The 20067-nt window shown below is 69.5% G+C and carries 32 protein-coding genes and 1 tRNA gene; 11 read left to right on the forward strand and 22 right to left on the reverse strand.

Annotated features, from left to right (window positions below; translation table 11 throughout):
- Nucleotides 1-109 precede the first annotated feature (109 nt).
- The 7 genes from ACWEOE_RS31625 to ACWEOE_RS31655 form a co-directional block, all read right to left on the reverse strand.
- On the reverse strand, nucleotides 110-1705 hold the full coding sequence (locus tag ACWEOE_RS31625) for a TROVE domain-containing protein (RefSeq protein ID WP_452015612.1): 1596 nt from the start codon (nucleotides 1703-1705) through the stop codon (nucleotides 110-112).
- 110 nt (nucleotides 1706-1815) lie between these two features.
- Nucleotides 1816-1887 (reverse strand) — tRNA-Glu (locus ACWEOE_RS31630).
- A 95-nt stretch (nucleotides 1888-1982) separates the two neighbouring features.
- Nucleotides 1983-2324, reverse strand: coding sequence for a hypothetical protein (locus ACWEOE_RS31635; RefSeq protein ID WP_452015614.1), 342 nt, complete (start codon nucleotides 2322-2324; stop codon nucleotides 1983-1985).
- Nucleotides 2317-2568, reverse strand: coding sequence for a hypothetical protein (locus tag ACWEOE_RS31640; protein ID WP_452015616.1), 252 nt, complete (start codon nucleotides 2566-2568; stop codon nucleotides 2317-2319). The genes ACWEOE_RS31635 and ACWEOE_RS31640 overlap by 8 nt, the downstream gene beginning before the upstream one ends.
- A gap of 65 nt (nucleotides 2569-2633) precedes the next feature.
- Complete coding sequence (locus ACWEOE_RS31645) at nucleotides 2634-2999, reverse strand: hypothetical protein (RefSeq protein WP_452015618.1); 366 nt, start codon at nucleotides 2997-2999, stop codon at nucleotides 2634-2636.
- Nucleotides 2996-3664: a hypothetical protein gene (locus tag ACWEOE_RS31650; RefSeq protein WP_452015620.1), complete on the reverse strand. Its 669-nt coding sequence runs from the start codon at nucleotides 3662-3664 to the stop codon at nucleotides 2996-2998. Before ACWEOE_RS31650 ends, ACWEOE_RS31645 begins: the two co-directional genes overlap by 4 nt.
- Nucleotides 3661-4029, reverse strand: a complete 369-nt coding sequence (locus ACWEOE_RS31655; RefSeq protein ID WP_452015622.1) for a hypothetical protein — start codon at nucleotides 4027-4029, stop codon at nucleotides 3661-3663. The genes ACWEOE_RS31650 and ACWEOE_RS31655 overlap by 4 nt, the downstream gene beginning before the upstream one ends.
- 141 nt (nucleotides 4030-4170) lie before the next feature.
- Here ACWEOE_RS31655 and ACWEOE_RS31660 point away from each other — a divergent pair, with 141 nt between their 5' ends.
- From ACWEOE_RS31660 to ACWEOE_RS31685, 6 genes are all read left to right on the forward strand, one after another.
- Complete coding sequence (locus tag ACWEOE_RS31660; RefSeq protein WP_452015624.1) at nucleotides 4171-4446, forward strand: hypothetical protein; 276 nt, start codon at nucleotides 4171-4173, stop codon at nucleotides 4444-4446.
- On the forward strand, nucleotides 4443-5726 hold the full coding sequence (locus ACWEOE_RS31665) for a hypothetical protein (protein ID WP_452015626.1): 1284 nt from the start codon (nucleotides 4443-4445) through the stop codon (nucleotides 5724-5726). The genes ACWEOE_RS31660 and ACWEOE_RS31665 overlap by 4 nt, the downstream gene beginning before the upstream one ends.
- 2 nt (nucleotides 5727-5728) lie before the next feature.
- Nucleotides 5729-5914 carry a hypothetical protein gene (locus tag ACWEOE_RS31670; protein WP_452015628.1) on the forward strand — a complete coding sequence of 62 codons (186 nt, stop codon included), beginning with the start codon at nucleotides 5729-5731 and terminating at the stop codon, nucleotides 5912-5914.
- Nucleotides 5915-5944: 30 nt separating this feature from the next.
- The gene (locus tag ACWEOE_RS31675; RefSeq protein ID WP_452015630.1) at nucleotides 5945-7948 is read left to right on the forward strand and encodes a hypothetical protein; all 2004 of its coding nucleotides are present in this window, start codon (nucleotides 5945-5947) and stop codon (nucleotides 7946-7948) included.
- A gap of 85 nt (nucleotides 7949-8033) precedes the next feature.
- On the forward strand, nucleotides 8034-10109 hold the full coding sequence (locus ACWEOE_RS31680; RefSeq protein WP_452015632.1) for a hypothetical protein: 2076 nt from the start codon (nucleotides 8034-8036) through the stop codon (nucleotides 10107-10109).
- A gap of 156 nt (nucleotides 10110-10265) precedes the next feature.
- Entirely contained in the window at nucleotides 10266-10823 is a 558-nt protein-coding gene (locus ACWEOE_RS31685) for a hypothetical protein (RefSeq protein WP_452015634.1), read from the forward strand.
- On the opposite strand, the gene ACWEOE_RS31690 is transcribed toward ACWEOE_RS31685, so the two are convergent.
- On the reverse strand, nucleotides 10820-11008 hold the full coding sequence (locus tag ACWEOE_RS31690; RefSeq protein ID WP_452015636.1) for a hypothetical protein: 189 nt from the start codon (nucleotides 11006-11008) through the stop codon (nucleotides 10820-10822). The genes ACWEOE_RS31685 and ACWEOE_RS31690 overlap by 4 nt on opposite strands.
- A 115-nt stretch (nucleotides 11009-11123) precedes the next feature.
- Here ACWEOE_RS31690 and ACWEOE_RS31695 point away from each other — a divergent pair, with 115 nt between their 5' ends.
- The 5 genes from ACWEOE_RS31695 (at nucleotide 11124) to ACWEOE_RS31715 (ending at nucleotide 13084) form a co-directional block, all read left to right on the forward strand.
- Nucleotides 11124-11411 carry a hypothetical protein gene (locus tag ACWEOE_RS31695; protein ID WP_452015638.1) on the forward strand — a complete coding sequence of 96 codons (288 nt, stop codon included), beginning with the start codon at nucleotides 11124-11126 and terminating at the stop codon, nucleotides 11409-11411.
- 49 nt (nucleotides 11412-11460) lie between these two features.
- On the forward strand, nucleotides 11461-11727 hold the full coding sequence (locus ACWEOE_RS31700) for a hypothetical protein (protein ID WP_452015640.1): 267 nt from the start codon (nucleotides 11461-11463) through the stop codon (nucleotides 11725-11727).
- Nucleotides 11724-11876: a hypothetical protein gene (locus ACWEOE_RS31705; RefSeq protein WP_452015642.1), complete on the forward strand. Its 153-nt coding sequence runs from the start codon at nucleotides 11724-11726 to the stop codon at nucleotides 11874-11876. The genes ACWEOE_RS31700 and ACWEOE_RS31705 overlap by 4 nt, the downstream gene beginning before the upstream one ends.
- A gap of 189 nt (nucleotides 11877-12065) precedes the next feature.
- Nucleotides 12066-12314 (forward strand): WhiB family transcriptional regulator, encoded by a 249-nt coding sequence (locus ACWEOE_RS31710; protein WP_452015808.1) that lies wholly within the window; start codon nucleotides 12066-12068, stop codon nucleotides 12312-12314.
- Entirely contained in the window at nucleotides 12314-13084 is a 771-nt protein-coding gene (locus ACWEOE_RS31715) for a metal-dependent hydrolase (protein ID WP_452015644.1), read from the forward strand. Before ACWEOE_RS31710 ends, ACWEOE_RS31715 begins: the two co-directional genes overlap by 1 nt.
- 65 nt (nucleotides 13085-13149) lie before the next feature.
- Here the strand turns inward: ACWEOE_RS31715 and ACWEOE_RS31720 are convergent, their stop codons facing one another.
- The 14 genes from ACWEOE_RS31720 to ACWEOE_RS31785 are packed head-to-tail and all read right to left on the reverse strand — an operon-like array spanning nucleotide 13150 to nucleotide 20055.
- Entirely contained in the window at nucleotides 13150-13449 is a 300-nt protein-coding gene (locus tag ACWEOE_RS31720; RefSeq protein ID WP_452015646.1) for a hypothetical protein, read from the reverse strand.
- A gap of 2 nt (nucleotides 13450-13451) precedes the next feature.
- Nucleotides 13452-13748, reverse strand: coding sequence for a hypothetical protein (locus ACWEOE_RS31725; protein ID WP_452015647.1), 297 nt, complete (start codon nucleotides 13746-13748; stop codon nucleotides 13452-13454).
- 3 nt (nucleotides 13749-13751) lie between these two features.
- Nucleotides 13752-14222 carry a hypothetical protein gene (locus tag ACWEOE_RS31730; RefSeq protein ID WP_452015649.1) on the reverse strand — a complete coding sequence of 157 codons (471 nt, stop codon included), beginning with the start codon at nucleotides 14220-14222 and terminating at the stop codon, nucleotides 13752-13754.
- Nucleotides 14223-14224: 2 nt separating this feature from the next.
- Entirely contained in the window at nucleotides 14225-14968 is a 744-nt protein-coding gene (locus tag ACWEOE_RS31735) for a hypothetical protein (RefSeq protein WP_452015651.1), read from the reverse strand.
- Entirely contained in the window at nucleotides 14965-15375 is a 411-nt protein-coding gene (locus ACWEOE_RS31740; RefSeq protein WP_452015653.1) for a DUF4326 domain-containing protein, read from the reverse strand. Before ACWEOE_RS31740 ends, ACWEOE_RS31735 begins: the two co-directional genes overlap by 4 nt.
- A gap of 24 nt (nucleotides 15376-15399) precedes the next feature.
- Nucleotides 15400-15615, reverse strand: coding sequence for a hypothetical protein (locus ACWEOE_RS31745; RefSeq protein WP_452015655.1), 216 nt, complete (start codon nucleotides 15613-15615; stop codon nucleotides 15400-15402).
- On the reverse strand, nucleotides 15612-16898 hold the full coding sequence (locus tag ACWEOE_RS31750; RefSeq protein WP_452015657.1) for a DUF5131 family protein: 1287 nt from the start codon (nucleotides 16896-16898) through the stop codon (nucleotides 15612-15614). Before ACWEOE_RS31750 ends, ACWEOE_RS31745 begins: the two co-directional genes overlap by 4 nt.
- A 10-nt stretch (nucleotides 16899-16908) precedes the next feature.
- Entirely contained in the window at nucleotides 16909-17238 is a 330-nt protein-coding gene (locus ACWEOE_RS31755; RefSeq protein ID WP_452015659.1) for a hypothetical protein, read from the reverse strand.
- Nucleotides 17238-17960, reverse strand: a complete 723-nt coding sequence (locus ACWEOE_RS31760; protein ID WP_452015661.1) for a hypothetical protein — start codon at nucleotides 17958-17960, stop codon at nucleotides 17238-17240. Before ACWEOE_RS31760 ends, ACWEOE_RS31755 begins: the two co-directional genes overlap by 1 nt.
- Entirely contained in the window at nucleotides 17953-18723 is a 771-nt protein-coding gene (locus ACWEOE_RS31765; protein ID WP_452015663.1) for a hypothetical protein, read from the reverse strand. The genes ACWEOE_RS31760 and ACWEOE_RS31765 overlap by 8 nt, the downstream gene beginning before the upstream one ends.
- Nucleotides 18720-18860: a hypothetical protein gene (locus ACWEOE_RS31770; protein ID WP_452015665.1), complete on the reverse strand. Its 141-nt coding sequence runs from the start codon at nucleotides 18858-18860 to the stop codon at nucleotides 18720-18722. The genes ACWEOE_RS31765 and ACWEOE_RS31770 overlap by 4 nt, the downstream gene beginning before the upstream one ends.
- The gene (locus ACWEOE_RS31775) at nucleotides 18857-19192 is read right to left on the reverse strand and encodes a hypothetical protein (protein ID WP_452015667.1); all 336 of its coding nucleotides are present in this window, start codon (nucleotides 19190-19192) and stop codon (nucleotides 18857-18859) included. Before ACWEOE_RS31775 ends, ACWEOE_RS31770 begins: the two co-directional genes overlap by 4 nt.
- Complete coding sequence (locus ACWEOE_RS31780; RefSeq protein ID WP_452015669.1) at nucleotides 19185-19838, reverse strand: hypothetical protein; 654 nt, start codon at nucleotides 19836-19838, stop codon at nucleotides 19185-19187. The genes ACWEOE_RS31775 and ACWEOE_RS31780 overlap by 8 nt, the downstream gene beginning before the upstream one ends.
- On the reverse strand, nucleotides 19831-20055 hold the full coding sequence (locus ACWEOE_RS31785) for a hypothetical protein (protein WP_452015671.1): 225 nt from the start codon (nucleotides 20053-20055) through the stop codon (nucleotides 19831-19833). The genes ACWEOE_RS31780 and ACWEOE_RS31785 overlap by 8 nt, the downstream gene beginning before the upstream one ends.
- Nucleotides 20056-20067: the final 12 nt, after the last annotated feature.

Consider the following 20067-nt stretch of genomic DNA (forward strand, 5'->3'; position numbering starts at 1 on the left):
CGGCGGCCCCGGGGGCCGGAGCTGCTGGATTTCGTGGCGGAGTACCGGAGGCGAGCGGATGGCTGAGTACGGCACCCAGGGCCGACCTGCTGGAGTCTCGCTCGGGGCATCAGAACGGCCAGGCGGCGTTCTGGCCGGCTTCGAGGAGCGGGATCATCCGGAACGCCTGGTCGGTAAGTCCGCCGAAGATGTGCCGGTTGCGCCCGCCTGAGCTGGAGTGTCCGAGCTTGTAGCCTGCGAGGTTCCAGGTGTACAGCGGCGTGTTGGCGGGTACGGTGTGTCCGACGTCGCCGTAGGTGGCCTGCTCGTCGGTGAGGATGACGACACGGTCGTGGCCGCGCAGGTGCTGCTTGACGGCGCCGACGGTGTCGGTGCCGCCGCCGATGAAGTACCCGCCGTTCTTCCACCGCTCGACAGAACGGAGCAGCGACTCTCCAGGCCGCAGCCCGAATACCTTCGTCCCGGTACCGCCGTAGTACCCATTGGAGAAGGACACGACGTCCGCTTGCTCGCAGCGAGCCCCGAGGGCGATCCCGAACACCGCGGCCGCGTCCCACCGCATCAGCGTGCCGTCCTTGGAGAACCCGGAGTTCATCGACCCGGATGTGTCGACCAGGATCAGCGTCCGGCCGGTGAGCGTCGGGATGTTCGCGAGCGACAGCGTGATTGCCTGCTCGAGCGCCCACGCCCACCGCAGCGACGGTGCCGCCCGGTACGCGGAGAGGAACCGCATCGGCAGCTGCCGCGACCGTGCGACCTGCTCGCGGTCAGCGAGCTTCGCGGCGACGGCCTGCGCGACCTCGTCAGAGACGCCAGCCTGGTCGAAGTTGCGCAGGTTTCGCAGCAGCGCCATGTAGCCCATCGACGGGATCACGGACTCCCACGCCGCTGCGGTCAGCGGGCACTGCAGCCACCCGGCGAGCGCTTCCCACGTCATGCCGCCCTGCCGCAGCCGTGAGCGCGCGTCGTCGAGGTTCCCGGTGGTGAACAACTTGCGACGCTTCTCGACGGGCCACGCAAGCAGCTCGGTGCGGAGCCCGAGGGTTTCGAGCTCTGCGGGGATCTCGCGGTCGGGGTGGAAGCGGACGTCGAGGATGTGCTGGAACAGGGCGTCCTGCCAGTCGAGCCGGGTGTCGGGGTGGGTGAGCTCAACGACGTCGGCGAAGCGGAACCCGCGGGCGTCGCTGTCCCACTTGAGGTAGGAGCGCTCGTTGTAGAGCCGCTTCACGGCGTCGGCGACGCCGCGCTTGACGGGCTTGGGCACGTTCTTGCCGTACAGGGATGTCCAGTACGCGAGCATCTCGCCGGGTTCGTCGGCGCGCTGGAGGACGCTGTCGATGACCTGGCGGGACATGCCGTCGAGGCCGGCGTCGCGGCGGGCCGCGGCGAACTCGGCGGCGCCGACGAGTGCGGCGGTGCGCATGTTCGCTTCGCCGCGGAGCCATGCGAGGAACCGCGCGGTCCAGTCCGGGTCGGCGAGGGTCGCGGCGCGGACGAGTTCGGCGTACCGGGTGTCGCGCTGCTCGGCGCTTTCGTAGAAGGTGTGCTCGCCGACCATGTTCGTGACGGCGAGGAGGAACAGCTCGCTCTTGGTGTCGCGCGCGTAGCCGGCGCCGCCTTCGTGGGTATGGCCGCTGGGCGTGCGTTCACTGAACACCGGCGAGTGGCCCGCGGGGCGCGCGCTGGTGGTGTTGAACTTCGACATCCTCAACCCTCATTTCGTGAGGGGAGCGTGCAACTTCAGAGTGGGGCCCGAGAAAAAGTCGGTGACGGTGACGTAAGTGACCTAGGCCGCTGGTCGACGCCAGCCAGAGCTAGCGGCGGGATTCGAACCCGCGTCTCTCCTGTGAGAGAGGAAGTAACCGTCCCCTGCGCACCGGGCACACCTCTGAAGTTGTGGCTCCCGAGAAAAGGTTGCCCTGCGGTGTTTTTCGTAGCAGAGAAGTAACCGCTGGGCTTCGCACCGGGAGTGCTCGACAACGCTAACAGATCAACTTGCGTCCAGTTGACACGGTTTTGCATCGGTGTGTCGCGGTGGGGCGGAGGCCCCGGGAGGCGTCAGCGGCGCCGGCCGTCGCGCGGCATGAGCCGGCGCACGGCGGCAGCGAGTTTGGGGCCGCGATGGCGGCGACGCCGTGGACGAGGTCGAGTAGGGCGTGGGCGAGCTGTTCGTCGGTCGCGCCGGCCGGAATCGCTTGGTTCGCGCCGCGGTACGTCCCGTCGACCTCGGTCAGGGTCGCCGAGAGGAAGAACTGCGGGGGCTGCTCACCGTCGAAGTCGGGGTCGGGCGGGGTGACCTCGGTGTTGATGCTGGACTCAGGCATGGTGGCCTCCGCCTTGGCTGCGGAGCTGGAGAGCGTCGCGGACGTTGTCGAGGGCTTCCTCGAGGAGTACTTCCATGATCCGCAGTGTGCGGCGTGGCCGGTCGGCGAGCACGGCGGGCTCGATCAAATCGAGCTGCGCGGTGTAGGTGTGCTGCTGGTCGCTGTCGACGTAGCTGACGCCGGGTCCGACGGTCGTGACGAGGCTGCCGACCGGGCCGCCGGGGCTGAAGTTGTTGTCGGGCACGGGTTGCTCCTGTTCCGGGTGAGGAGTGGGGATCTTCGGCGTTTCCGTTGGTGGTTGCCAGCCCGTCATGGGTGATCGATCGGGTGAACGTTCCCCTGCGGGATGCCGCCGATCCGGGCCAAAAAGTGGCTCCCGTAGTACTCGACGGCCGCCCGGTCGACCCAGCACTCGCCTTCGGAGAGCTTGGCGCGACGGTTGTCGAGCGGCTCTGGGCCTCCCCACACCCAGCCGACCGGCTCGAACCCTCCGAAGGCTGGTGCGTGGCGGGTCGCGTAGTCGGCCGCGGCGGCAGCGGCGGTGTCGAGCGCGCCGCGATGTTCCGGCGTGGATGGTGGGTGAAGTGGCTCCAGCACGTGGCTGATCCTGCAGGCTGCGAGGAGCTGCAAGATGCTGTCCCGCGCGGTCATCGGGGACTTGGCGTAGCCAATCATGCTGCCTCCGCTGCGACGCCGAGGCGGACGAGGTCGAGTCCGGTGTAGGGACGTTTGCAGGCGTTGCAGCGTGCGGGCTGCCCGGGGCCGCCTTCGTAGACGAGGCCGTCGCAGCCGACGACGAGGCATTGCGCGAGGGGGTCGTCGGGCTGGTCGTTCGCGAGCCGGCGGGCTTGGGCGTGGAGTTCCTTGAGGTCGTCGGCGAGTTCGTCGATCCAGGGGTGTTGGCCGCACCAGTAGAGGTTGGCGCGGATGTAGTCGAGGCCGGCGCCGGGGGTTTCGCCGCGTTCGGCGGCGATCCAGTCGACGACGCCTTGGATCGAGCCGGGGATGGAGCGGATGTAGTCGGCGGTGTCGTCGGGGCGGCGAGTGTGGGCTTCGCCGTCTTCGTCGACGTCGCTGGCCATGGAGCGCGGGTCGAGCGCGGCGAAGACGGCGTCGCGGCCGGGCGAGCTTGATCCGTAGCCGGGTTGCATGCGCCCGGTGTTGCCGCGGGGGTGCTGGGTGAGGAGGGGCAGGTAGTCGTTCCAGTAGGCGCCGAGCTCGCGGAGGACGCGCAGGAGGTGGTTGAGGCAGGTGGCGCAGCAGAAGAGGGCGGATCCGACGGTGCCGTTCTCGATGCAGACGCGGCACATCCCGGCCGGCACCTGGTCGGGGCGGTTCACGCCGCGCCCCCGACCACCTCGTCGTAGGTGGCGGCGAAGATGTCCGGCTTGCACGGATAGAACTCGCCCCGAACCCCGCGGATGACCCAGTCACCCGGGCAGACGGTGTGTCCGCCTTCGAGGGTGTCGATCCAGCCGTGGTCGTCCATAACGGCCGCGCACTCAGGCCGGCGGAACTTGCTCGGAGCGTCGCAGTGCCTCAACTTCCCGAGCGAGATGGCGTTGTCAGCTGCGCTGATCTCGCCCGTATCAGGGTCGATCGGCGGATAGCGCCAGTAGCCGACCTCGGCGTGATCGCCGGGCTCCTGCCATTGGGCGGCCTGAATCTCGACAGGCTTCTTGCGGAAGGTCTTGGCGGTGCTCACGGTGCCTCCGGGTTCAGAACGGGACAGCGGCGCGGACGTGACGTTCGCGCTGGTCAACTGAAGTGTAAAACCGTGTCAACTGTGGTTAGTGGCGGTTAACCTTGTCCCACCGGTGGGACAGTGCATGTTCTAGTCCCACTTATGGGACAGCCACTCGACGCGAACGGCGCGACCGCCGCAAGAACCCCCGCCCAACACGGAACCGACCTCGCCGAAGCGTCCACAGAGGACCTCGTCAGCTTCGTCGGCCACCTCGCGCGCAACGCGAACACCGTGCAGATCGTCGTGGGGCGCCTCGTCGCCGAAGTCCTGAGCCGCCGCGCGCTGACGCTGCGCGAGCTCGAGGACGAGACTGGCGTCCCGAAGTCCACGCTCGGTCGCTGGGCCGCGCCGTTCAGGCCGGAGGTCGCGGGATGAAGAAGCGCCAGGGACCCACGCGCCGGCACCGGCGCAAGATGGAGCGCCTCACCGAGCAGGAGAAGGCGCGCGCGCTGCGCGCCGAGCGCCCGCGCAAGACGTCGACGTGGTCGGCGCGGCGCGCGCTCATCGCGACCGTCGTCACCGTGGTCCTGTCCATCACCACCGCGGTGCCCTCGCAGCTGCAGTGGTTCCTCGACCGCCTCGCCGGCGGCGACTGGTCGAACGCAGAGGCCCCGGTCGCCGTGCTCGCCACGCTGCTGATCGAGGGCCTGTGCTGGCTCGGCGCGTTCCTCTACGCCGACTCGATCGCGACCGCGCCAGTCCGGCTCTACCGGGTCACGACGCTTGTGTTCGCCAGCATCGCCGCGGGCATCAACTTCGCGCACGGCCGCGAGACCGACTGGAAGGTCGGTGTTGTCTACGCCCTCGCCTCGCTGATGGGTGTCGGCGCGTTCGAGCTGTACATGCACAGCCGCCGGCACTCGGCGTCCGGGATGCCGCTGGAAGAGATCCGGCTGTGGGCGCTGCGGTGGCGGAAGCACCCGCGGGTTATGCGGGAGTGCGGGCGGATTGTCGCGACGTTCGGCACGGCGGTTCCGCGTGAGGTCGCGTGGCGGCTCGCATACGTCCGCAAGGTCGGGAACCCGACGGTTCCGATCGCGCTCACCGACGCGCTCGTGAAGCGGCTCGGCGGGCTGCGGTCGGCGGAACTGGATCACCTGGATCGGGCGGAACCGGCGTCGTCGGGAGTTCCGCGCGGCGGGGTCGCGGTGGACGCGGCGGAAGTGGTTGAGGTTCCGATCGACTGGTCGCGCGCGGGCACGTTTGAGGAACTGCTGGCGGCGTACTGGCCGGAACTTGACGCAGCCGCGGTGGCGGGTTCCGGTTCCGTCCCCGACGCGCCTGCAGAGAGTTCCGGGTTCCGGCTCGCAGCCCCCGGGAGTTCCGGTGACGGTGCTGTTCCGCCCAAGCCGACCGCCGCAGCGGCACTGCCGGTGACCAGCACGGTTCCGGCGGCGAAGCGGAACCGGAAGCCCGCCGTGCGCACAGCGCGCACGGCGACGCGGAACTCCGGTCGGGTTCAGATTCGCGCGACGAAGGCGGAACTCGATGGGCCCGGTGACGCGAAGGCGCGCGTGGTCGCGCTGCTCGCCAGGGCGGAACGCGAGGGCCACGCGATCGCGGATCTCGACCGGAAGTTCATCGCCGAGCAGTTCAAGGTTTCGGACCGCCACGTGCGGAACGCGATCAAGGCACATAACCAGGAAGGCAACTGATCATGGACTTCGTCCACAGCCTCATCCACTGGGTGATCCGGGCGGTCATCACGTGCACGCTGCTGGTCGCGGTGTGGTGGGTGCTGGAGCACCCGCAGACCGCGACGCACGTCCTCGGTGTCGTCCTCAACGGCATCGCCGGGCTCGCGACGGGAATCGTCAACGCCGTCACCGGCGCCTTCAGCTGACCCATCCGGAACAGGACAGGGAGACAGGTCATGGCGAACGAGAGCGACGTCAAGGCGTTGCCGGAGGCGTTCGCGAAGGCGGGTTTGCCGCAGCCGCGTCCGGCTGCGGCTCCGCCGGAGGAGAAGAGCAAGTCGGAGCGCGACGAGCCGGAGAAGGCGGGCGCGAAGCCGCCCTCGGCGAAGTCGGGGTCGGGCTTGAAGTCGAACGGGGTTCCGAAGATCCGCCTGCTCGGGTGGGCGGTGCCGGTGCTCGGTCTAGTGGCGGGAGTTGCGATGTACCACCAGTCCCCGATGCTGGCCGCGGGCCTTCTCGGTGTGGCGTTCTTGGTCGCGCTGATCATGTTGGGCGCGGGCCTGATGCGCCGGCTCGGCGGCGGCCGCAACGCGGGCGCCAGCCGCGGCGCAGCGCGCGGTGCACTCGGGGCGGGCGGCACGCAAGCACCGGGCGGCCGCAGCAGGTTCGGGCTGAAGCTGCCGTTCTCGCGGTCAGGTGGCACGACCGGCCGGGCCGGGACCCCCGGTGCCGGTGGGGCTTCCGGCCTCGGCGGTCGGCTCGGCGCGAACGTCCGACCGGGCGCACGCGGTGCCGCTGGCGCCAGCTCGGGTTCCGCCTCGGGCGGTCGGCCTGGTGGCATCCGTGGGCTGTTCAACCGTGCACGGGGCGGCTCGTCGGGCGCGTCGTCGACCAGTTCCCGCGGTGCGGGTTCGTCCGGTGCGCGTGCGGGTGCTGGCCGCACAGGTGCGGCCGGTAGTTCGGGCGCGTCGGCTGCGGGTCGTGGCGCTTCCGGCGGCTCGGCGGCGGGCGGTGCCGGCCCGACGAAGGGCAGTCGCTTCCCGTGGCGCCGCAAGACGCAGACCGGCGCTTCGCCGTCGACGTCCGGCGCGCGTGCTGCAAGCGCCGGTTCCGCGGGCAGTGCCGGGTCGAAGGCTGGCGGCGCGGGCACCGGCTGGGGCTCGGGAACGCGGATCCAGCGGCTGTTCGGTGGCGGTGCGACGGGCAAACCCGGCGGATCAGGCGCGGGTTCGTCGAGCGGCGGGTCCACCGCGGGCCGGAGCACGGGCTCGAAGTCCGCCAGCACTGGCACCGAAACAAAACCGAAACGCTGGCAGCGTCTGCGGGAGCGTCTGGAGTCGGTTTCCGGCCCGCGCGACGGCGGGCGCTCCGAGGAGCGGAAGGCGGATGGCGGCCGAATGGGGTGGCGTGAACGCCGCCGCCTCAAGCGACAGGCCCAGCAGGAGACGGCCACGGCGGTGGAGGCTCCGGCCGGCGAGTCCTCTCCGGATCCGAAGCCGGAGGGCAAAACCGCTCGGCAGCGTCGCAACGCGGCGGCCGCGAACGAGCCGGGAGAGCGGCGGCGGCGCTGGCGGGCGCGACGCGAACGCCGCGCGGCCAAGGCCGCCGAAGCGGCCGAAGCTGGCGACGCCGGCGTCGCGACCAAGCCGGATGAGCTGAGCGAACGGCGCCGGCGGCGGGAAGACCGCCGCCAGCAAAGAGCGGTCGATCAGGAGCTGGCCGCGCATCCGGTCGACGACGCGGGATTCCCGCTCGTGGAACGCCCGCAGCCGAGCGGGCCAGCCGACGTCGACGACGCCGGGTTCCCGATCCCGGCGCCCGCCCGACAGGAGTCGGTGCGACTCGCACCGGCCCCGAAGACCCCGCCGCCAGCAACCGGGCCGGTGGTGGACATGGACGACCTGGCCGCGCGAGTGCGCGAAGCCGGGCAGATCACGAAGGAGAGCGACATGGCAGTGGACACGCAGAAGTACACAGCGATGGTGGACAAGTCCACCCCCCAGACGTTCAAGTCGACGCTGCTCAGCGCAGGCGACGAGGCGCGCCGCGACGCCGCCGCGCTCGACGAGCGTGCGACCCAGCTGCGTCGGGATGCGGCCGGCCTCGCGGAGAAGCCCGGCATGCAGGAGTCCCGCGGGCAGTTCCTGCGCGAGGCGGCCGCCGCCGACGAGACCGCTCAGCAGCGCCGCGGACTGGCGGCGGCGTTCCACGAGAAGGCCAGCAGCGTCGTCGCCAGCTGACCTACTGCCGGGTGGGGTTGCGCCCCGACTGCAACCCCACCCGGTTCCACCCCTCAGAACTCGATCACTCGTGAAGGGCAACACCATGATCTCGTGGAAGCTGTTCTGGACCGCCGCTGGGGCTGTGGTGACCGGCGCTGCGGCCGCGTTGATGGCGCTCGCCGGCGCGCCCGTGGGAATCGGAGGCCTGCTGTTCCTCCTCGCGGGAGTGGTGTTCGTCGCGTGCAGCCGCAGCGTGGTGTTCCGCGCCAGCATGTTCGAGCAGGTGTCGTTCGAGGGGCAGCAGCAGATCGCCCGCTGGCTGGCCGCTGCGGCCGCCGCACACGTCGGCTGGGGCTTGCTGTTTCTGCTCCGCCCGGAGCTGTGGCTGGTCTGGATCGCAGGCCTCGCTGCCATCGCCGGCCTGGAGTACGGCGTCGCGCGCGGCCACGAGTACATGCTGACGCAGCTGAAGCCAGCCCCGGAGAAGCCGACTGCGATCGCGGAGCCCGGGGCGGATGAGCGCGGCGCGGATTCGCCGATGAACGTAGCGGTGCAGGCACTGCAGTCGGCGTTCCAGCTGTCGGGCCACGACTGGCTGGAGATCCGCAGCGCCACCGGGATCACATCGGGCCTGACGCGGAAGCCGGTCGGCGCCGCGTTCGTGCTGCGGATCCCGCCGCGGATGGCGGTCACCACGGCGAAGGGCAAGAAAACAGCCGAGGTCACGAAGCTCGACGCGAACGACGCCGAGAAGATGGCGATCGCGTTGTCCACGGTGCTCGGCATGGACTTGCACTCGAGCTGGGTGACGCTGACGAAGGCGGCGGCTGCCGGCGCCTACGAGCTCGCGGTGCTGCTCGAGGACGCGCTGGCGGAGACGTACGTGTACGTCGACGACCCGACCCCTTCGTCGATCACGGAGCCGTACCTCGACGGCCACGAGATCGACGGCACCCCGCACTACACGCGCGCGGACCAGCACGGCGCCGACACCGGCCTGTCGCGCATGGGCAAGTCGTCGCGTATCAACTGCAAGTTCGCGCACGTCACGCGGTGCACGGATGCGGTGCTGTGGGTGTGCGGCACGGTAAAGCTGTACGACGGCCTGGCCGGGTGGATCGAGCCGTACATGAACGAGCCGTTCAAGATCCCGTTTAACTGGATCGCCTCGGGGCCGGAGCACACGTTGCTGATGCTGGCGACGGCGTTCACGATCGCGCGGTGGCGGCAGAATCAGCCGCTGTCGGCGCGTGCCGACTTCAAGACGATCATTGTGCAGCTGGACGAGGCAGGGTTCGCGCTGCCGATGACGAGCCACTTCATCAAGATCGAGGGCGAGGTCCGCACGATGTCGGCGCTCGTCCGCGACATCCAGTTCGGTGCTGGGTCCGCGGGCGTGTGGGTGCACTTGGCCGGCCAGCGCGCCACGGACCCGAACTGGGGCCCGTACTCGACGGACATCAACAGCGGCATGTCGTGGCAGACGGTGTTCCGTACTGGCGACATCGCGGAGATCGGACGCGCGACGGGCGACTGGGCGCTGCCGAACCCTGAGCACAAGGGCGAGTACTGGCTCAACCCCGGCCCGGACGCGCCGGTGGTGAAGTTGAAGGCTCCGTACATGCAGGAGAACGACCCCAGCAAGCCGAAGCTGCATGACGGTCCGACGGTGTCGGATGTCGCGTGGGCTCGCCGCTTTCTCGACATCGACCTCGACGCCGGTTCGGCTCGGGTGGCCCGCGAGTTCGCGGGCGCGGTGTTCGCGAACCGGCACCGGTACGCGGACGACTCGCTGATGGAGTACCTGACCGGTCAGCACGTGGTCGCGTCGTCTGAGGAGACGCTGAGCCCGTTCGACGAGGCGAAGGCGCAGCTGCTCGCCGAGCTCGACGAGATCGAGTCTGGTGCGGACTGGGCGGCGGCGGAGCCTGCGGTGGCGAGCGCGCCGGCGGCGGTGGCGCAGGTGGTCGCCGCCCGGCCGTTGAAGGAGCGCGTGCTGTCGATCGTGAGTGTCGCGCAGGAGCCGATGAGCCGGGAGGAGATCCTCGTGGCGCTCGGCGGCGATGGTGGTCCGGAGGTGACGAGCGCGCAGACGGTGACGAACGCGCTCACGGCCCTGGTGCGGGACGGTGAGCTGCAGCGGCCGGTGAAGAACACGTACCTGCCGAAGGCCAGCTAGCCAAACCTGTCACGTTCAGTGAACAAACACACCACACAAACATCCCGGCCACCCGCCGTCGTTCCTGATCAGGCTATTCCCGGCGCTGAGGCGGCCACAGGGGAGCAGTTTGTGTGTTTGCGTGAAACGAGCACACAGAGTGAAGAGAGGGCTCTCATGGACTACCAGAAGCACGCCGAGGCGATGGAGCAGCAGATCTACGGGAAGAAGGTGCTGCGGGACGCCCAGCCAGAGAACTCCGCGCACTGGCAGCACTTCCAGGACGAGATCACGAACCTGACGAACCAGATGCTGGGCTGGGAGCGCGTGCAACCCGCGTTGGAGCGGCTCGACCGCAAGATCGGCGCGGCTCGTGTGAATGCCGCGGCGGCACAGCGGCTCTCCGATCACAACGAGGCGCTGACGGCGTCGAAGTTCGCCGGCGGGATCGGGCTCGTGCTCCTGATCGTGTGCGTGCTCGCGGATAGCGTCGCGTGGTGGGTGGTGGCGCTGTGCGTCGTTGCGCTGCTCGCGGCGGGAGGCCTGACGCTGCTGGGGACGCGGATCCGGCGGGAGCGGGAAGGGCTCGTCGACGCGGCGGAGGCGTCGTTGTCGGAGCTGCTGCGCGAGTGGCGTTCGACGGCGCCTGATGGTCGCTCGTGGACGAAGAACGCGCCCGTGCTCGTGGGTGAGCAGACGGGCGCGTTCGGGTCCGAAGTGGACGTCGAGGACTAGCCGAGGGCGGGCAGGCGCGGGCTGGGAAATCCGCCGTCGTCGACGAGGAGTTCGTCGACGGGCCGCTCGTCAGCGGCGGTTGCGGTAATGGCCCGCGCGAGCCAGTCCGTGAGGCTGAGGCCGGCGGCACGGGCGTGTTCGGCGGCGACGTCGAGGGCGTCGTCAGAGATTTCGATGGCGGCCACGGTTTTCCTCCCTCAGTGGGTGTGCGCCGATCGTAGCCCAAAGCTTGCCGGTTGACACGGTTTGACATAAAGTGTGTCACGTCGATGTGGCATGAAGCGAGGGGAAGGGACCGCAATGGACGTCCTGACGGCACTGCTGATCGCCACCGGCTATTACCGGATGAGCGAGGAGAATCCGAACCTCAGCGTGTACGACACGTACCAACTCCTGCAGGACTACTGCACCGAGGACGACCTGGACGACCCGCATCTCCACGAGGTCGAGAACCAGGCCTTCCGCACAGTCTTCGAGGCGACCGCCGAGCAGATCGACGCGGCCCTCTGCTCGTACTACGAGGGCTACACCGAACTCGACGACCACGTCATGACGGAGAACGGCAGCTACACGAGGCGTGCGAGCTGATCCCTCCAACGGGAGGGGCCGCACCACTACAACGAGGAGTACCGAACCGATGCGCCGAGCCGCTTTGCACGAACACGTCACCACCCTCATCACCAACACCTGGGGCGACACCGACCCGAGCCTCGTCGAGGACATCGTCGACGATGAGGACGCCTTCGGCGCGCTCTGCCACAGGCTCAACATCGAAGGCGACGGCAAGGAGGACGGCATCGCCGATGCCTGGAACGCCACCATTGAGCAGATCGACGACAACACGATCGACTGGCTGGCCGAGCAGGCGGAATCGCCGGCCGCGTACCTCGCCTCGAGGGTGTGACCACAGTGGACCGAGTCTTTGAACTCGATGTGATCGCGTATGGCTGGTACGTCGCGGACCTCGGTGATGAGGCGGCCGAGTGGTGCCTTCGCCAGTGTTTCGACGAGGACTACGCCGACGCTGTTCTGGCTGCACACAACGGCGTGTGAGGGCGAGCGGACAGGCCGCGCTCCCAGGGGTCACGTCCCCTGGGAGTCCACGTAGGAGACCAGCAGGCGGGTAGGCAGGCCGGGGTCACGGTATCCCGGATGTCTCTGGCGCAGCGCCGTTCAGGCGTGGAGAAGCCCGCCGCGGCACCGGTGCCCATCGCGCGCCGGGCAATCACCGTGGAGGGGATCATGGACTGGCGTCAGCGCGCCGCGTGCGCGGAGGAGGAACCGGAGCTGTTCTTCCCAGTCGGCAACGGAGACGCCGCGCGCCGGCAGGAGTCGGAGGCTAAGGCAGTGTGTCATCGCTGCCCGGTGCGCGAGGCATGCCTCGCGTGGGCGATGGCCACCGGCCAGGACGCCGGTATCTGGGGCGGCCTGAACGAGCTCGAGCGCCGTGTCCTGAAGCGGCGCTCGGCGGCGGCCGCTCGGGCCGCCTGATGATGGGCCGCACGCACGCGATGACCGGCTGGTGCGCCGGTCTCGCGGTCGCGCCCGTGCTCGGCTTGACCGGGCTGTCGTCGCCGGTGCTGTTCGCGGCGACGACAGCTGGTTTCGCGCTGCTGCCCGACCTCGACCACCCGAGCGCATCGGCGTCCCGCTTCCTCGGTCCCGTCACGGGGGCGATCTCGCGTGCCCTGCGCTGGTGCTCGGCGCGGCTCTACGCCGCCACGAAGGGCCCTCGTGACGAGAATTGCAGCGGCACGCACCGGCACCTGTCGCACACGGTGCTGTTCGCCCTGGCGCTGGGCGCGATGGCCGCGGTAGCGACGGCGGCAGCCGGACCGTGGGCTGTGCTCGCGGTCGTCGCGTTCGGACTGCTGCTCGCCGACGACGTTCTGGGGGACTGGGTCGGCGTTGCCGGTCTCGCCGGCGGCGGCATGCTGCTCGCAACCTCGGGCGCTGCCGCGGCGCTCGCGGATGCCGCCGGCTGGATCGGGTTCGCCGTGGCGCTCGGCTGCGTCGTGCACGACCTCGGCGACTCGATCACCGAAGCTGGGTGCCCGTTCCTCTTCCCACTGCTGATCGCCGGGGAGACGTGGTACGAGATCCGGCCACCGGCGTGGCTTCGTTTCCGCACGGGAAAGCAGTTCGAGAAGCGGGTCGTGTTCCCCGTGTTCGTGGTGCTCGGTGTTCTGTTGGTGCCGGGCGCTTGGGGCGTGCTGGAGGGTTCTGTGCGGGCCGCTTTTGAGCGTCCGCCGTCGGCTTGACCGTCGTCGTAGACGACTTCGGCCGCGCAGCTGCAGGGGGCTGCGCGGCCGACTTGCGTCTCCGGTCAGGACTCGTTGGGCCTGCTCAGCATGCGCTTGACGTGCTCGACGCGGCTGGCAGTCTCGCCGCCGAGCAGTTCGGCGGCGACGGCTCGGCGGCGCGCGGGTAGAAGGTCGAGGATCTCGGCGAGCACCCCGATGCGGACCGTGGCTACGGCGTCGCGGGGTTTCCGGGAGTCGCGCCAGCGGGCCATGCGCTCGTTGTGACCGGCGCGGCAGTCGTCGCACGGCTCGCTGCCGTTGCGCTTGTGCCAGCGGTAGCCGAGGTCGGTGCCGACGACTTCGTCGTGGGTCTTCACGTTCACGGTCACGTCCTGGGGTCGGTGTCGAAGGGGAGTCCGTCGAGTTGCGCCGCGGCGAGGTAGGCGGCCGCTTCGACGTGGTCTGGGCAGAGCAGGCGGGGCGCGTCCGGCGGCCCGGAGATGATCCATCCCTCGTGCTGCATGTGGTCGACCAGTGCAGGGTCGACGTACGCCTTGTCGAGGAGCACGGGGAGGTAGACGCCGAGCTCCGGGTCGACATCGGTGACGACGGCGCGGCACTGGCCGAAGGTGGTGTCGCCGTTGCATCGGAGTTGCCACTGGATCACGGGTTCGAACGACACGGCTCAGCGCTCCTCTGGCTGATTGACGGTCGCCGCGACGACTTCCCGACGATAGAACAGGACCGGGTTTGGCAAGGGGGCGTCGCCTGCGGGCAAGTGGAATCGGAGGCTGGTCTCGCGAGCGCCGAGTCGGCCGTGGCTTTCGGTGAAGAACCTCGGGGTTACGCCGCACAGGTCGGCGAGCTTGCGCAGCTGATCCCACGTCGGGTACAGGTCGCCGGCTTCCCAACGATCGACGTCGGGCTCACGCGCACCGCAGGCCTCGTCGACCTCGGGACCGTAGAGACCGTGCATGTCGAGGGCCGCGGTGATGCTGGCGGGGATGACGCGACCTTCGCGCCACGCCTGGTGTGCTTGCTCGAGCGCGAGGGCGTCGCGGGTCGCCTGGGCGGCGCGGCGCGCCTGGATGGCCGTTCGTCGCCGCGCAACTTCCGCGTCGCTGAGTCGCTCCCCGGCTTTTCCCCAGCGAGTCATGGTCAGCGCTCCACTTCGATGGTGAGCCAGCAGCGCGGGCCGGGTGCCGGTGGGCGCACGATCTGCGGGGCGAGGATGGTGACGTATTCGTCGGTGTCATCGGGTACGAGCGACAACCCGATCCACGCGGCCGCCGGCCTGCGTGGGTCGACCTTTCGCGCAGGCCGGGCGAGCGCATCGACAGCGGCCTTCACCGTGGGGTGGAGGTTGTGGCTGTCCATGCGGTCCCAGGAGCCGGGCGCGTAGTGCAGCTGGATCGTGAGGTGGCGGCCGGTCGGGACCTTGTGGTGACGGGCGAGCAGCATGACGTCGCGCTGAACCTGGCGGACCAAGCGGCCGTGCGCGTGCGGGTTCCGCGGCATGCTGTTCGAGTTGAGCAGCGGCCGCGGCCACGGGAGTTCGATCGTGAAGGTCGTCGAGTTCGACGGCGTCGTCTCGGCGGGCGGCTGGACGGCGAGGAGCCGTTCGGCGTTCTGCTTGAGGACACGCTTCGCTTTCTCAGCGGGGTCGGTGAGGCTGCGGACCACGGCAGGGGAGACGCCGGCGGCGCGGGCGATGCTGACGCCGCTCATCCCGGCTTGCTGCAGTTGCGCGACGTACCGCCGCACGGTGACAGCCGGGAAGTACCCGGAGTCGTTGAGGTTGCCGCTGCGGCGGTGCGCGGAGTAGCAGGAGTTGCAGAGATCGCGGGCGTGCACCGGGCGGCCATCGCCGCGGGAGCAGAGCTTCGGCTCGGGCGCGGTCATCGGGCCGGGCCGTTCGCGAGGGGCAGCAGAACGTCGACATGGCAGGGCTGGCTGAGCGCGCACCAGCACGCGAGGTTCTTGCCGCGGAGGTCGCCGCGGGCGAGTGCTGCCTTCAGTGCGGTGTGAGCTGCGATCAAGTCGCGATCCCACATCAGGTGGTGAAGGGTTTCCCGCTTGATCCAGTCGGTGAAGGCGTTCACCGCTTCGCGCGGTGTGTTGGCCTGCCGGATCGTCGGGCCGCAGTACGGCACCGCGATCTTGAACGGGTTGCCGTAGATCGACGGGCGCGTCACGCACACGGTGTTGGCTGGCATCCGCCAGCCCGCGGTGCGCTTCCGCTGGATCCGCCGGGGTGCGCGGTGTGCGGTGACGCCCATGATTTCGTCGTCGAACTGGTCCAGGTCCATCGAAATCCCCCTTCTGTGTCGGGCTCAGTCGCCGGAGACGACGTCGTTGTGGGTCGGGGTGAGGCCGCCGCGTCCGAGGAGTTCGGCGAGCGCGCGGTCGAATTCGGGGCTGCCGGCGGGGAGGATCTCGACGGCCTGGTTGAGCATGGGCAGCGGGATCGAGTCGATGTCCGCGGCCATCGCACGGAACATCTGGGCCAGCAGCGCCGTGGCCTCGGCGACGGTTCGGTGCGTGGTCATCGCGCCATCCCGAGCGGGTATTCGTCCCAGGTGCGGTCGTCGAGTTCGCGCCCGGCCTTGGTCTTGCCGACGCGGTACATGCCGGTCAGATGTGCGTGGTTGTGGTCGGCGCGGACGGCTTCGCCGTAGCGCGGGCCGTCTGGGTATGCGAGGTCTCCGGGCTGGTAGACCGTGCCGTCGTCGGCGACGGTCACGTTGGTGGTCTTCCAGTCGTAGCGGCCGCGGACGTCGATTCTCGGCTCAAGCCCCCACTCGCCCCACTGCTTGAAGAGAAAGGGCACGCCAGCGCTCGCGCACTGGTCGCGGAGCGAACGCGCCCACGACGGGTGCATGGGACGGGCCCGCCGGCCGGACTCGCCGCCGGCCACAACCCAGTTGAGTTGCTGGTTCTCGCGCACGTCGCGCGGCCCGAACGAGGTGTACGAGAACGTGCCGTCGTCGTGCACGATGCGGCCGATGTTGTTCCAGGCGTGGACAAACCGACCGGAGGTTTTCGACGGGTTGGGACCGAAGCCGTCGTCGAGCGTGACCGTCGCGCCGAACGCGGGAGCCCCCTGCTCGTGCATGTCCCTCATCCAGGTGTGCGGCCCGCGACCCCACCGCTCCATCCAGAACTCCTCGACCGGCCGACGAATGCCGTCCGGGACCCAGCCGGGCCAGGTCCATTCGGCCCACGTCTTCGGCGCGACCGCCGGGTCCATCGGCGAGACAGGCGGCATCCACTTCGTTAGGTCGATCGACCCGAGCAGCGGCTCGGCGGAGATCCACCGAACGGCGGCCGGCGTGTCGAGCAGCGCCGGGATACGGATGTCCGCCCACTTCTGGTCTTCGGTGGACACGCCGAGCCACACGTTCCGCAGCGGATATCGGAACTCGTAATCGCTCGTGGAGAGCTGGTCGACCGCGTGCGGAAGCACGCCCTCGAAGAACCACGGGTCGCTGAGAAGACTGCGCATCCGCGCGTGCCGCTTCGTCAGCACCTGGAACGTGTGCTGCGGCGCGAGCGCCATGGCCGCGAAGACCATCGCGATGAACTCGTCCGGGATGTCCTTGTGGAACAGGTCGCTCATCGAGTTCACGAACACGCGGCGCGGCTTCTTCCACCGCAGCGGCAGGTCGAGCCGGTTTGGGTGCAGCGTCACCGTCGCGAAGCTGCCCTTGCCGTTGAACCGCTCGTGCAGGGTCTCGGCATAGCAGTGCTCGCAGCCCGGCGACACTTTCGTGCACCCGGTGACGGGATTCCAAGTGGTGTCGGTCCATTCGATCTTGCTGTTCTGGGCCATCGGTGTCTCCTCAGGCGGTTTTCTTCGCGGCGCGCGGGAGGGCGGCGGCGAGGAGTTGGCGGTGGCGGCGCAGGTCGGCGAGCTCGTGCTCACCGGCCGGGGTGAGGTGCAACTTTCCGCTGCCGAAGTTGGCCGGCCACTGGTGCGAGTACGCGACGAGTCCGCGTAGCACGAACCGCTGGATCTGCTCGTGGTCGCTACGGCTGATCTCGTGGCGCGGGTCGCTCGACGTGTAGGTGGGCGCGAGATCCTCGTCGCGGACGCACGTCACGTGGTTCGCGTGGATCGCCTCGAGCAGCGCGAGATTGTGCTTCGGGCGACGGGGTCGGCAGTTGCCCATCACGCCTCCTCAGTGGTCTGGTCGCCGACCAGGGCCGCGCGAACGTCGGTCACCCACGCCGGGATAGGGAACGGCTGTTCCCAGCGCGTGGCCTGGTGCTCGCCGGCGTCGCAAACTGCGAGCGCCGCGGCGACGCGCGACTGCATCTGGTCCCGCTCGGCTGCCGCCTCCTGGTGCAGCAGCGAGGGGCGCTTGCCGCCGGGAACGTGGAACGTGAGCAGTGCGCGGCGGCCGGTCGAACGGTCGACGCCTTCGTATTCCAGGTAGTTCTCGACGCCCATGCGTTCGGCGAGCGGCATGAACGCGGCGAGCACGTGGTGCGCCAGGTTCGCAGCTGCCTCGCCCTCCTCGACGCCGAACGTGATGTCGACTGCGCCGTCGTCGCTTGCGGTTTGGTGGCCGATGGTCAACGTCGGGCTCTGCACGGCGTCGTCGATCGTCTCGCCGGAGGCGTCGGCGGCGTGGTCGATCAGGGCGGCTTCGCTGTCGCTCAGATCCGCGCCCAGCACCTGTGCGGCGGCGTAGAGGCGGCCGGCCAGAACGTTCGGGTCGGTGTCGCCTGACAGCAGCGTGGACGCGACGTCGGCGCTGTTGCCCGGCGCCATGGCCGCGTCCGTGCCGACGAGCACGGCGCCCAGCAGCTTCACGAGGGCCGCGACGACAGTGATCGGCTGCCGTGTTGGGATCAGGGCCAGCGGGATGCGTCGGTCGGTGTCAGCCACGGCATCCTCCGCAGTGAGCCGATCCGCCACGCTGCCCGCAGTCGGCGTCCGCGCGTCCGCACGACGCCTGCTGGCTAGCCTCCTCGCGTGCGGCACGAGCACGGTCCACGCGGGCCGCGCACGGGCACTCGTCGATCGGAATCCCGCCGGGGGTGCACATCTGCTGCCCGCACTTCTCACAGAAGTCAGGCGGGCCGAGGATGAGTGACCGCTCTTCGCGGGCCGGGGCGCTGTCGAGGTTCGTTACGCCCCGGACGCTGGCGATAGTCCGGTGGCCTCCCTCATGGCCACCCGGCAGTCCGCAGGGGAACACCTCGTAGTCGCAGCGGTTCGGATCGCTCAGTGCTTCGCGGATCTCGCGGGCGCAGCGGGCCGGGGCGCAGTCGAGGATGGCGCGGAGGTCGCCGAGCGCTTTCAGCGCGTTGCGGAACCGCTCGTCGTACTTCGGCTGTGGGTACAACTCCAGCCCATCGAAAATCGCCACGACAGCGCGGGCCTCAGTGATTCGGGGGTCCTCGCCGACCGGGGCGAGCTGGACGGCGTCGGCGGGCAGGGTCAGCGGCCTGGACATGTCGACCTCCAGGGAATACCAGGCACCCCCAACCTTCGCGTAAGCGCCGATGTTCGGAATCCATCGGATCTCGGGCACGCGCGGTTCGCCGTCTTCCTGGCGGGGGTACCAGTCGGGGGCCTCGCATGCGCCGTCGTGGTTGTCGGCACGCGCGCAGTAGTCCGCATGCGCCTGGCGGTTCTCGATGCTCACTGGTCGTCGTCCTCTCCACCACACTCCGGGCAGTTCGGGTTGCCGGTGCAGTTCTCGCAGTTGCAGGTCTCGGGGTCGTTCTCCCCCATGCAGTCCCAGTTGTCGCCGCCGCCACGGCAGCCCTCGCACACGCTCACCGAGTCACCGCCCACTCGCGCATGGCGGACTCAACGAACAGGGCAGCCTCGACCGACCAGGACTCGCCATCGCCGCACCGGTGCCACCGGGTGGTGGCGTACGGGAAGAGGGTGTCGGCGTCACGCAGCTCCCCGAGAGTGAGCCAGCGCGGCTGCTCCCAACCGCGAGCGAGGAACAGGAACACCTTCTGGCCGCACTGGTCACATGGCTCTACCGGTGACGTCACTCGGTGGCCTCTCAGCTCCCAGAACTCGGGGCTCAGCTCATGGCCCATCGAGTCCTTGCAGTGCTGGTCGAACAGCTCGAACAGCCGGGCATCGGTGTCAGCCACGGGTGGCCCCCGGGTTGACGATCTTGCGGACGTTGGCCAGCGCGCAGGCGGGGCATCCTTCGATGCAGTCGTCGTTGTCCTGGTAGTGGTCGCCCGCGTCGACGAGGACCTCGGCGACCGCGTCGCGGATCTCGTCGAGCTTCGCCAGGGCCTCGTCACGCTCGGCGGCGATGCGGTCGCGCTGCATCGACGCGATGCGCTCTGCCGCCTCTGCAGTGTCGGCGCGGCGCTTCTCGACGTCGCGCTGTGCGCCGACGTTCCGAAGGTGCTGGCGCGCGTCCTCGTCGCGGTGCCCGTGCAGTGGCACCGCGTCGTCGGGCAGCTTCTCCTGGTCGAGGTCTTCGCCGTCGGTGCGCGCGAAGCCGGTCCAGTAGCCGGTGACGGAGTCGTGGACGTAGACGGTGTCCGTCGATTCGGCGTAGAGGTCGCCGTGCTGGCCCGCGTTTGGTCGCTCGCTGGCATTCCCGCCCTCAGCGGGTGAAGGAACCGGAGACGACGGGTGAAGCCCTGAGACGCGGAGCTGCTGGATCACGTGGCCGGTGAGCATCGGCGGTGTGCAGCCGTGGATGTCGGCGCCGAGGTCGTGCAAGCCACGGTTGATCCCAATCGCGATCGCGTCGTGCAGGGTGGCAGTCTGGTCAGACATCGCGGTTCTCCTCGTCGGGCTTGGCTCCCATGAAGGTGGCCAGGCGCTCACCGATCTGGTCCTGGTTGAGCGACTCGCCCTCGGCCCATCCGCGCCGGGCGAACGCCGACCGCGCGAGGTCGAGGAACGCGACGGCCTGCTCGCGGGTCTTGCCAGTCCGGGCGCAGATGTCGGCGATAGCCTTCTCGCGCGGACTCGGCTTGGTCTGGTCGCTCACTAGTTCCCGCCC

The sequence above is a fragment of the Amycolatopsis sp. NPDC004368 genome (assembly GCF_053602515.1).

What these genes read in the sequence shown, in the direction of transcription:
- ACWEOE_RS31625 (WP_452015612.1), bottom strand. Translation starts at nt 1,705, where the DNA reads ATGTCGAAGTTCAACACCACCAGCGCGCGCCCCGCGGGCCACTCGCCG.
- ACWEOE_RS31635 (WP_452015614.1), bottom strand. Translation starts at nt 2,324, where the DNA reads ATGCCTGAGTCCAGCATCAACACCGAGGTCACCCCGCCCGACCCCGAC.
- ACWEOE_RS31645 (WP_452015618.1), bottom strand. Translation starts at nt 2,999, where the DNA reads ATGATTGGCTACGCCAAGTCCCCGATGACCGCGCGGGACAGCATCTTG.
- ACWEOE_RS31660 (WP_452015624.1), top strand. Translation starts at nt 4,171, where the DNA reads ATGGGACAGCCACTCGACGCGAACGGCGCGACCGCCGCAAGAACCCCC.
- ACWEOE_RS31665 (WP_452015626.1), top strand. Translation starts at nt 4,443, where the DNA reads ATGAAGAAGCGCCAGGGACCCACGCGCCGGCACCGGCGCAAGATGGAG.
- ACWEOE_RS31670 (WP_452015628.1), top strand. Translation starts at nt 5,729, where the DNA reads ATGGACTTCGTCCACAGCCTCATCCACTGGGTGATCCGGGCGGTCATC.
- ACWEOE_RS31675 (WP_452015630.1), top strand. Translation starts at nt 5,945, where the DNA reads ATGGCGAACGAGAGCGACGTCAAGGCGTTGCCGGAGGCGTTCGCGAAG.
- ACWEOE_RS31680 (WP_452015632.1), top strand. Translation starts at nt 8,034, where the DNA reads ATGATCTCGTGGAAGCTGTTCTGGACCGCCGCTGGGGCTGTGGTGACC.
- ACWEOE_RS31685 (WP_452015634.1), top strand. Translation starts at nt 10,266, where the DNA reads ATGGACTACCAGAAGCACGCCGAGGCGATGGAGCAGCAGATCTACGGG.
- ACWEOE_RS31695 (WP_452015638.1), top strand. Translation starts at nt 11,124, where the DNA reads ATGGACGTCCTGACGGCACTGCTGATCGCCACCGGCTATTACCGGATG.
- ACWEOE_RS31700 (WP_452015640.1), top strand. Translation starts at nt 11,461, where the DNA reads ATGCGCCGAGCCGCTTTGCACGAACACGTCACCACCCTCATCACCAAC.
- ACWEOE_RS31710 (WP_452015808.1), top strand. Translation starts at nt 12,066, where the DNA reads ATGGACTGGCGTCAGCGCGCCGCGTGCGCGGAGGAGGAACCGGAGCTG.
- ACWEOE_RS31715 (WP_452015644.1), top strand. Translation starts at nt 12,314, where the DNA reads ATGATGGGCCGCACGCACGCGATGACCGGCTGGTGCGCCGGTCTCGCG.
- ACWEOE_RS31730 (WP_452015649.1), bottom strand. Translation starts at nt 14,222, where the DNA reads ATGACTCGCTGGGGAAAAGCCGGGGAGCGACTCAGCGACGCGGAAGTT.
- ACWEOE_RS31735 (WP_452015651.1), bottom strand. Translation starts at nt 14,968, where the DNA reads ATGACCGCGCCCGAGCCGAAGCTCTGCTCCCGCGGCGATGGCCGCCCG.
- ACWEOE_RS31740 (WP_452015653.1), bottom strand. Translation starts at nt 15,375, where the DNA reads ATGGACCTGGACCAGTTCGACGACGAAATCATGGGCGTCACCGCACAC.
- ACWEOE_RS31745 (WP_452015655.1), bottom strand. Translation starts at nt 15,615, where the DNA reads ATGACCACGCACCGAACCGTCGCCGAGGCCACGGCGCTGCTGGCCCAG.
- ACWEOE_RS31750 (WP_452015657.1), bottom strand. Translation starts at nt 16,898, where the DNA reads ATGGCCCAGAACAGCAAGATCGAATGGACCGACACCACTTGGAATCCC.
- ACWEOE_RS31755 (WP_452015659.1), bottom strand. Translation starts at nt 17,238, where the DNA reads ATGGGCAACTGCCGACCCCGTCGCCCGAAGCACAATCTCGCGCTGCTC.
- ACWEOE_RS31780 (WP_452015669.1), bottom strand. Translation starts at nt 19,838, where the DNA reads ATGTCTGACCAGACTGCCACCCTGCACGACGCGATCGCGATTGGGATC.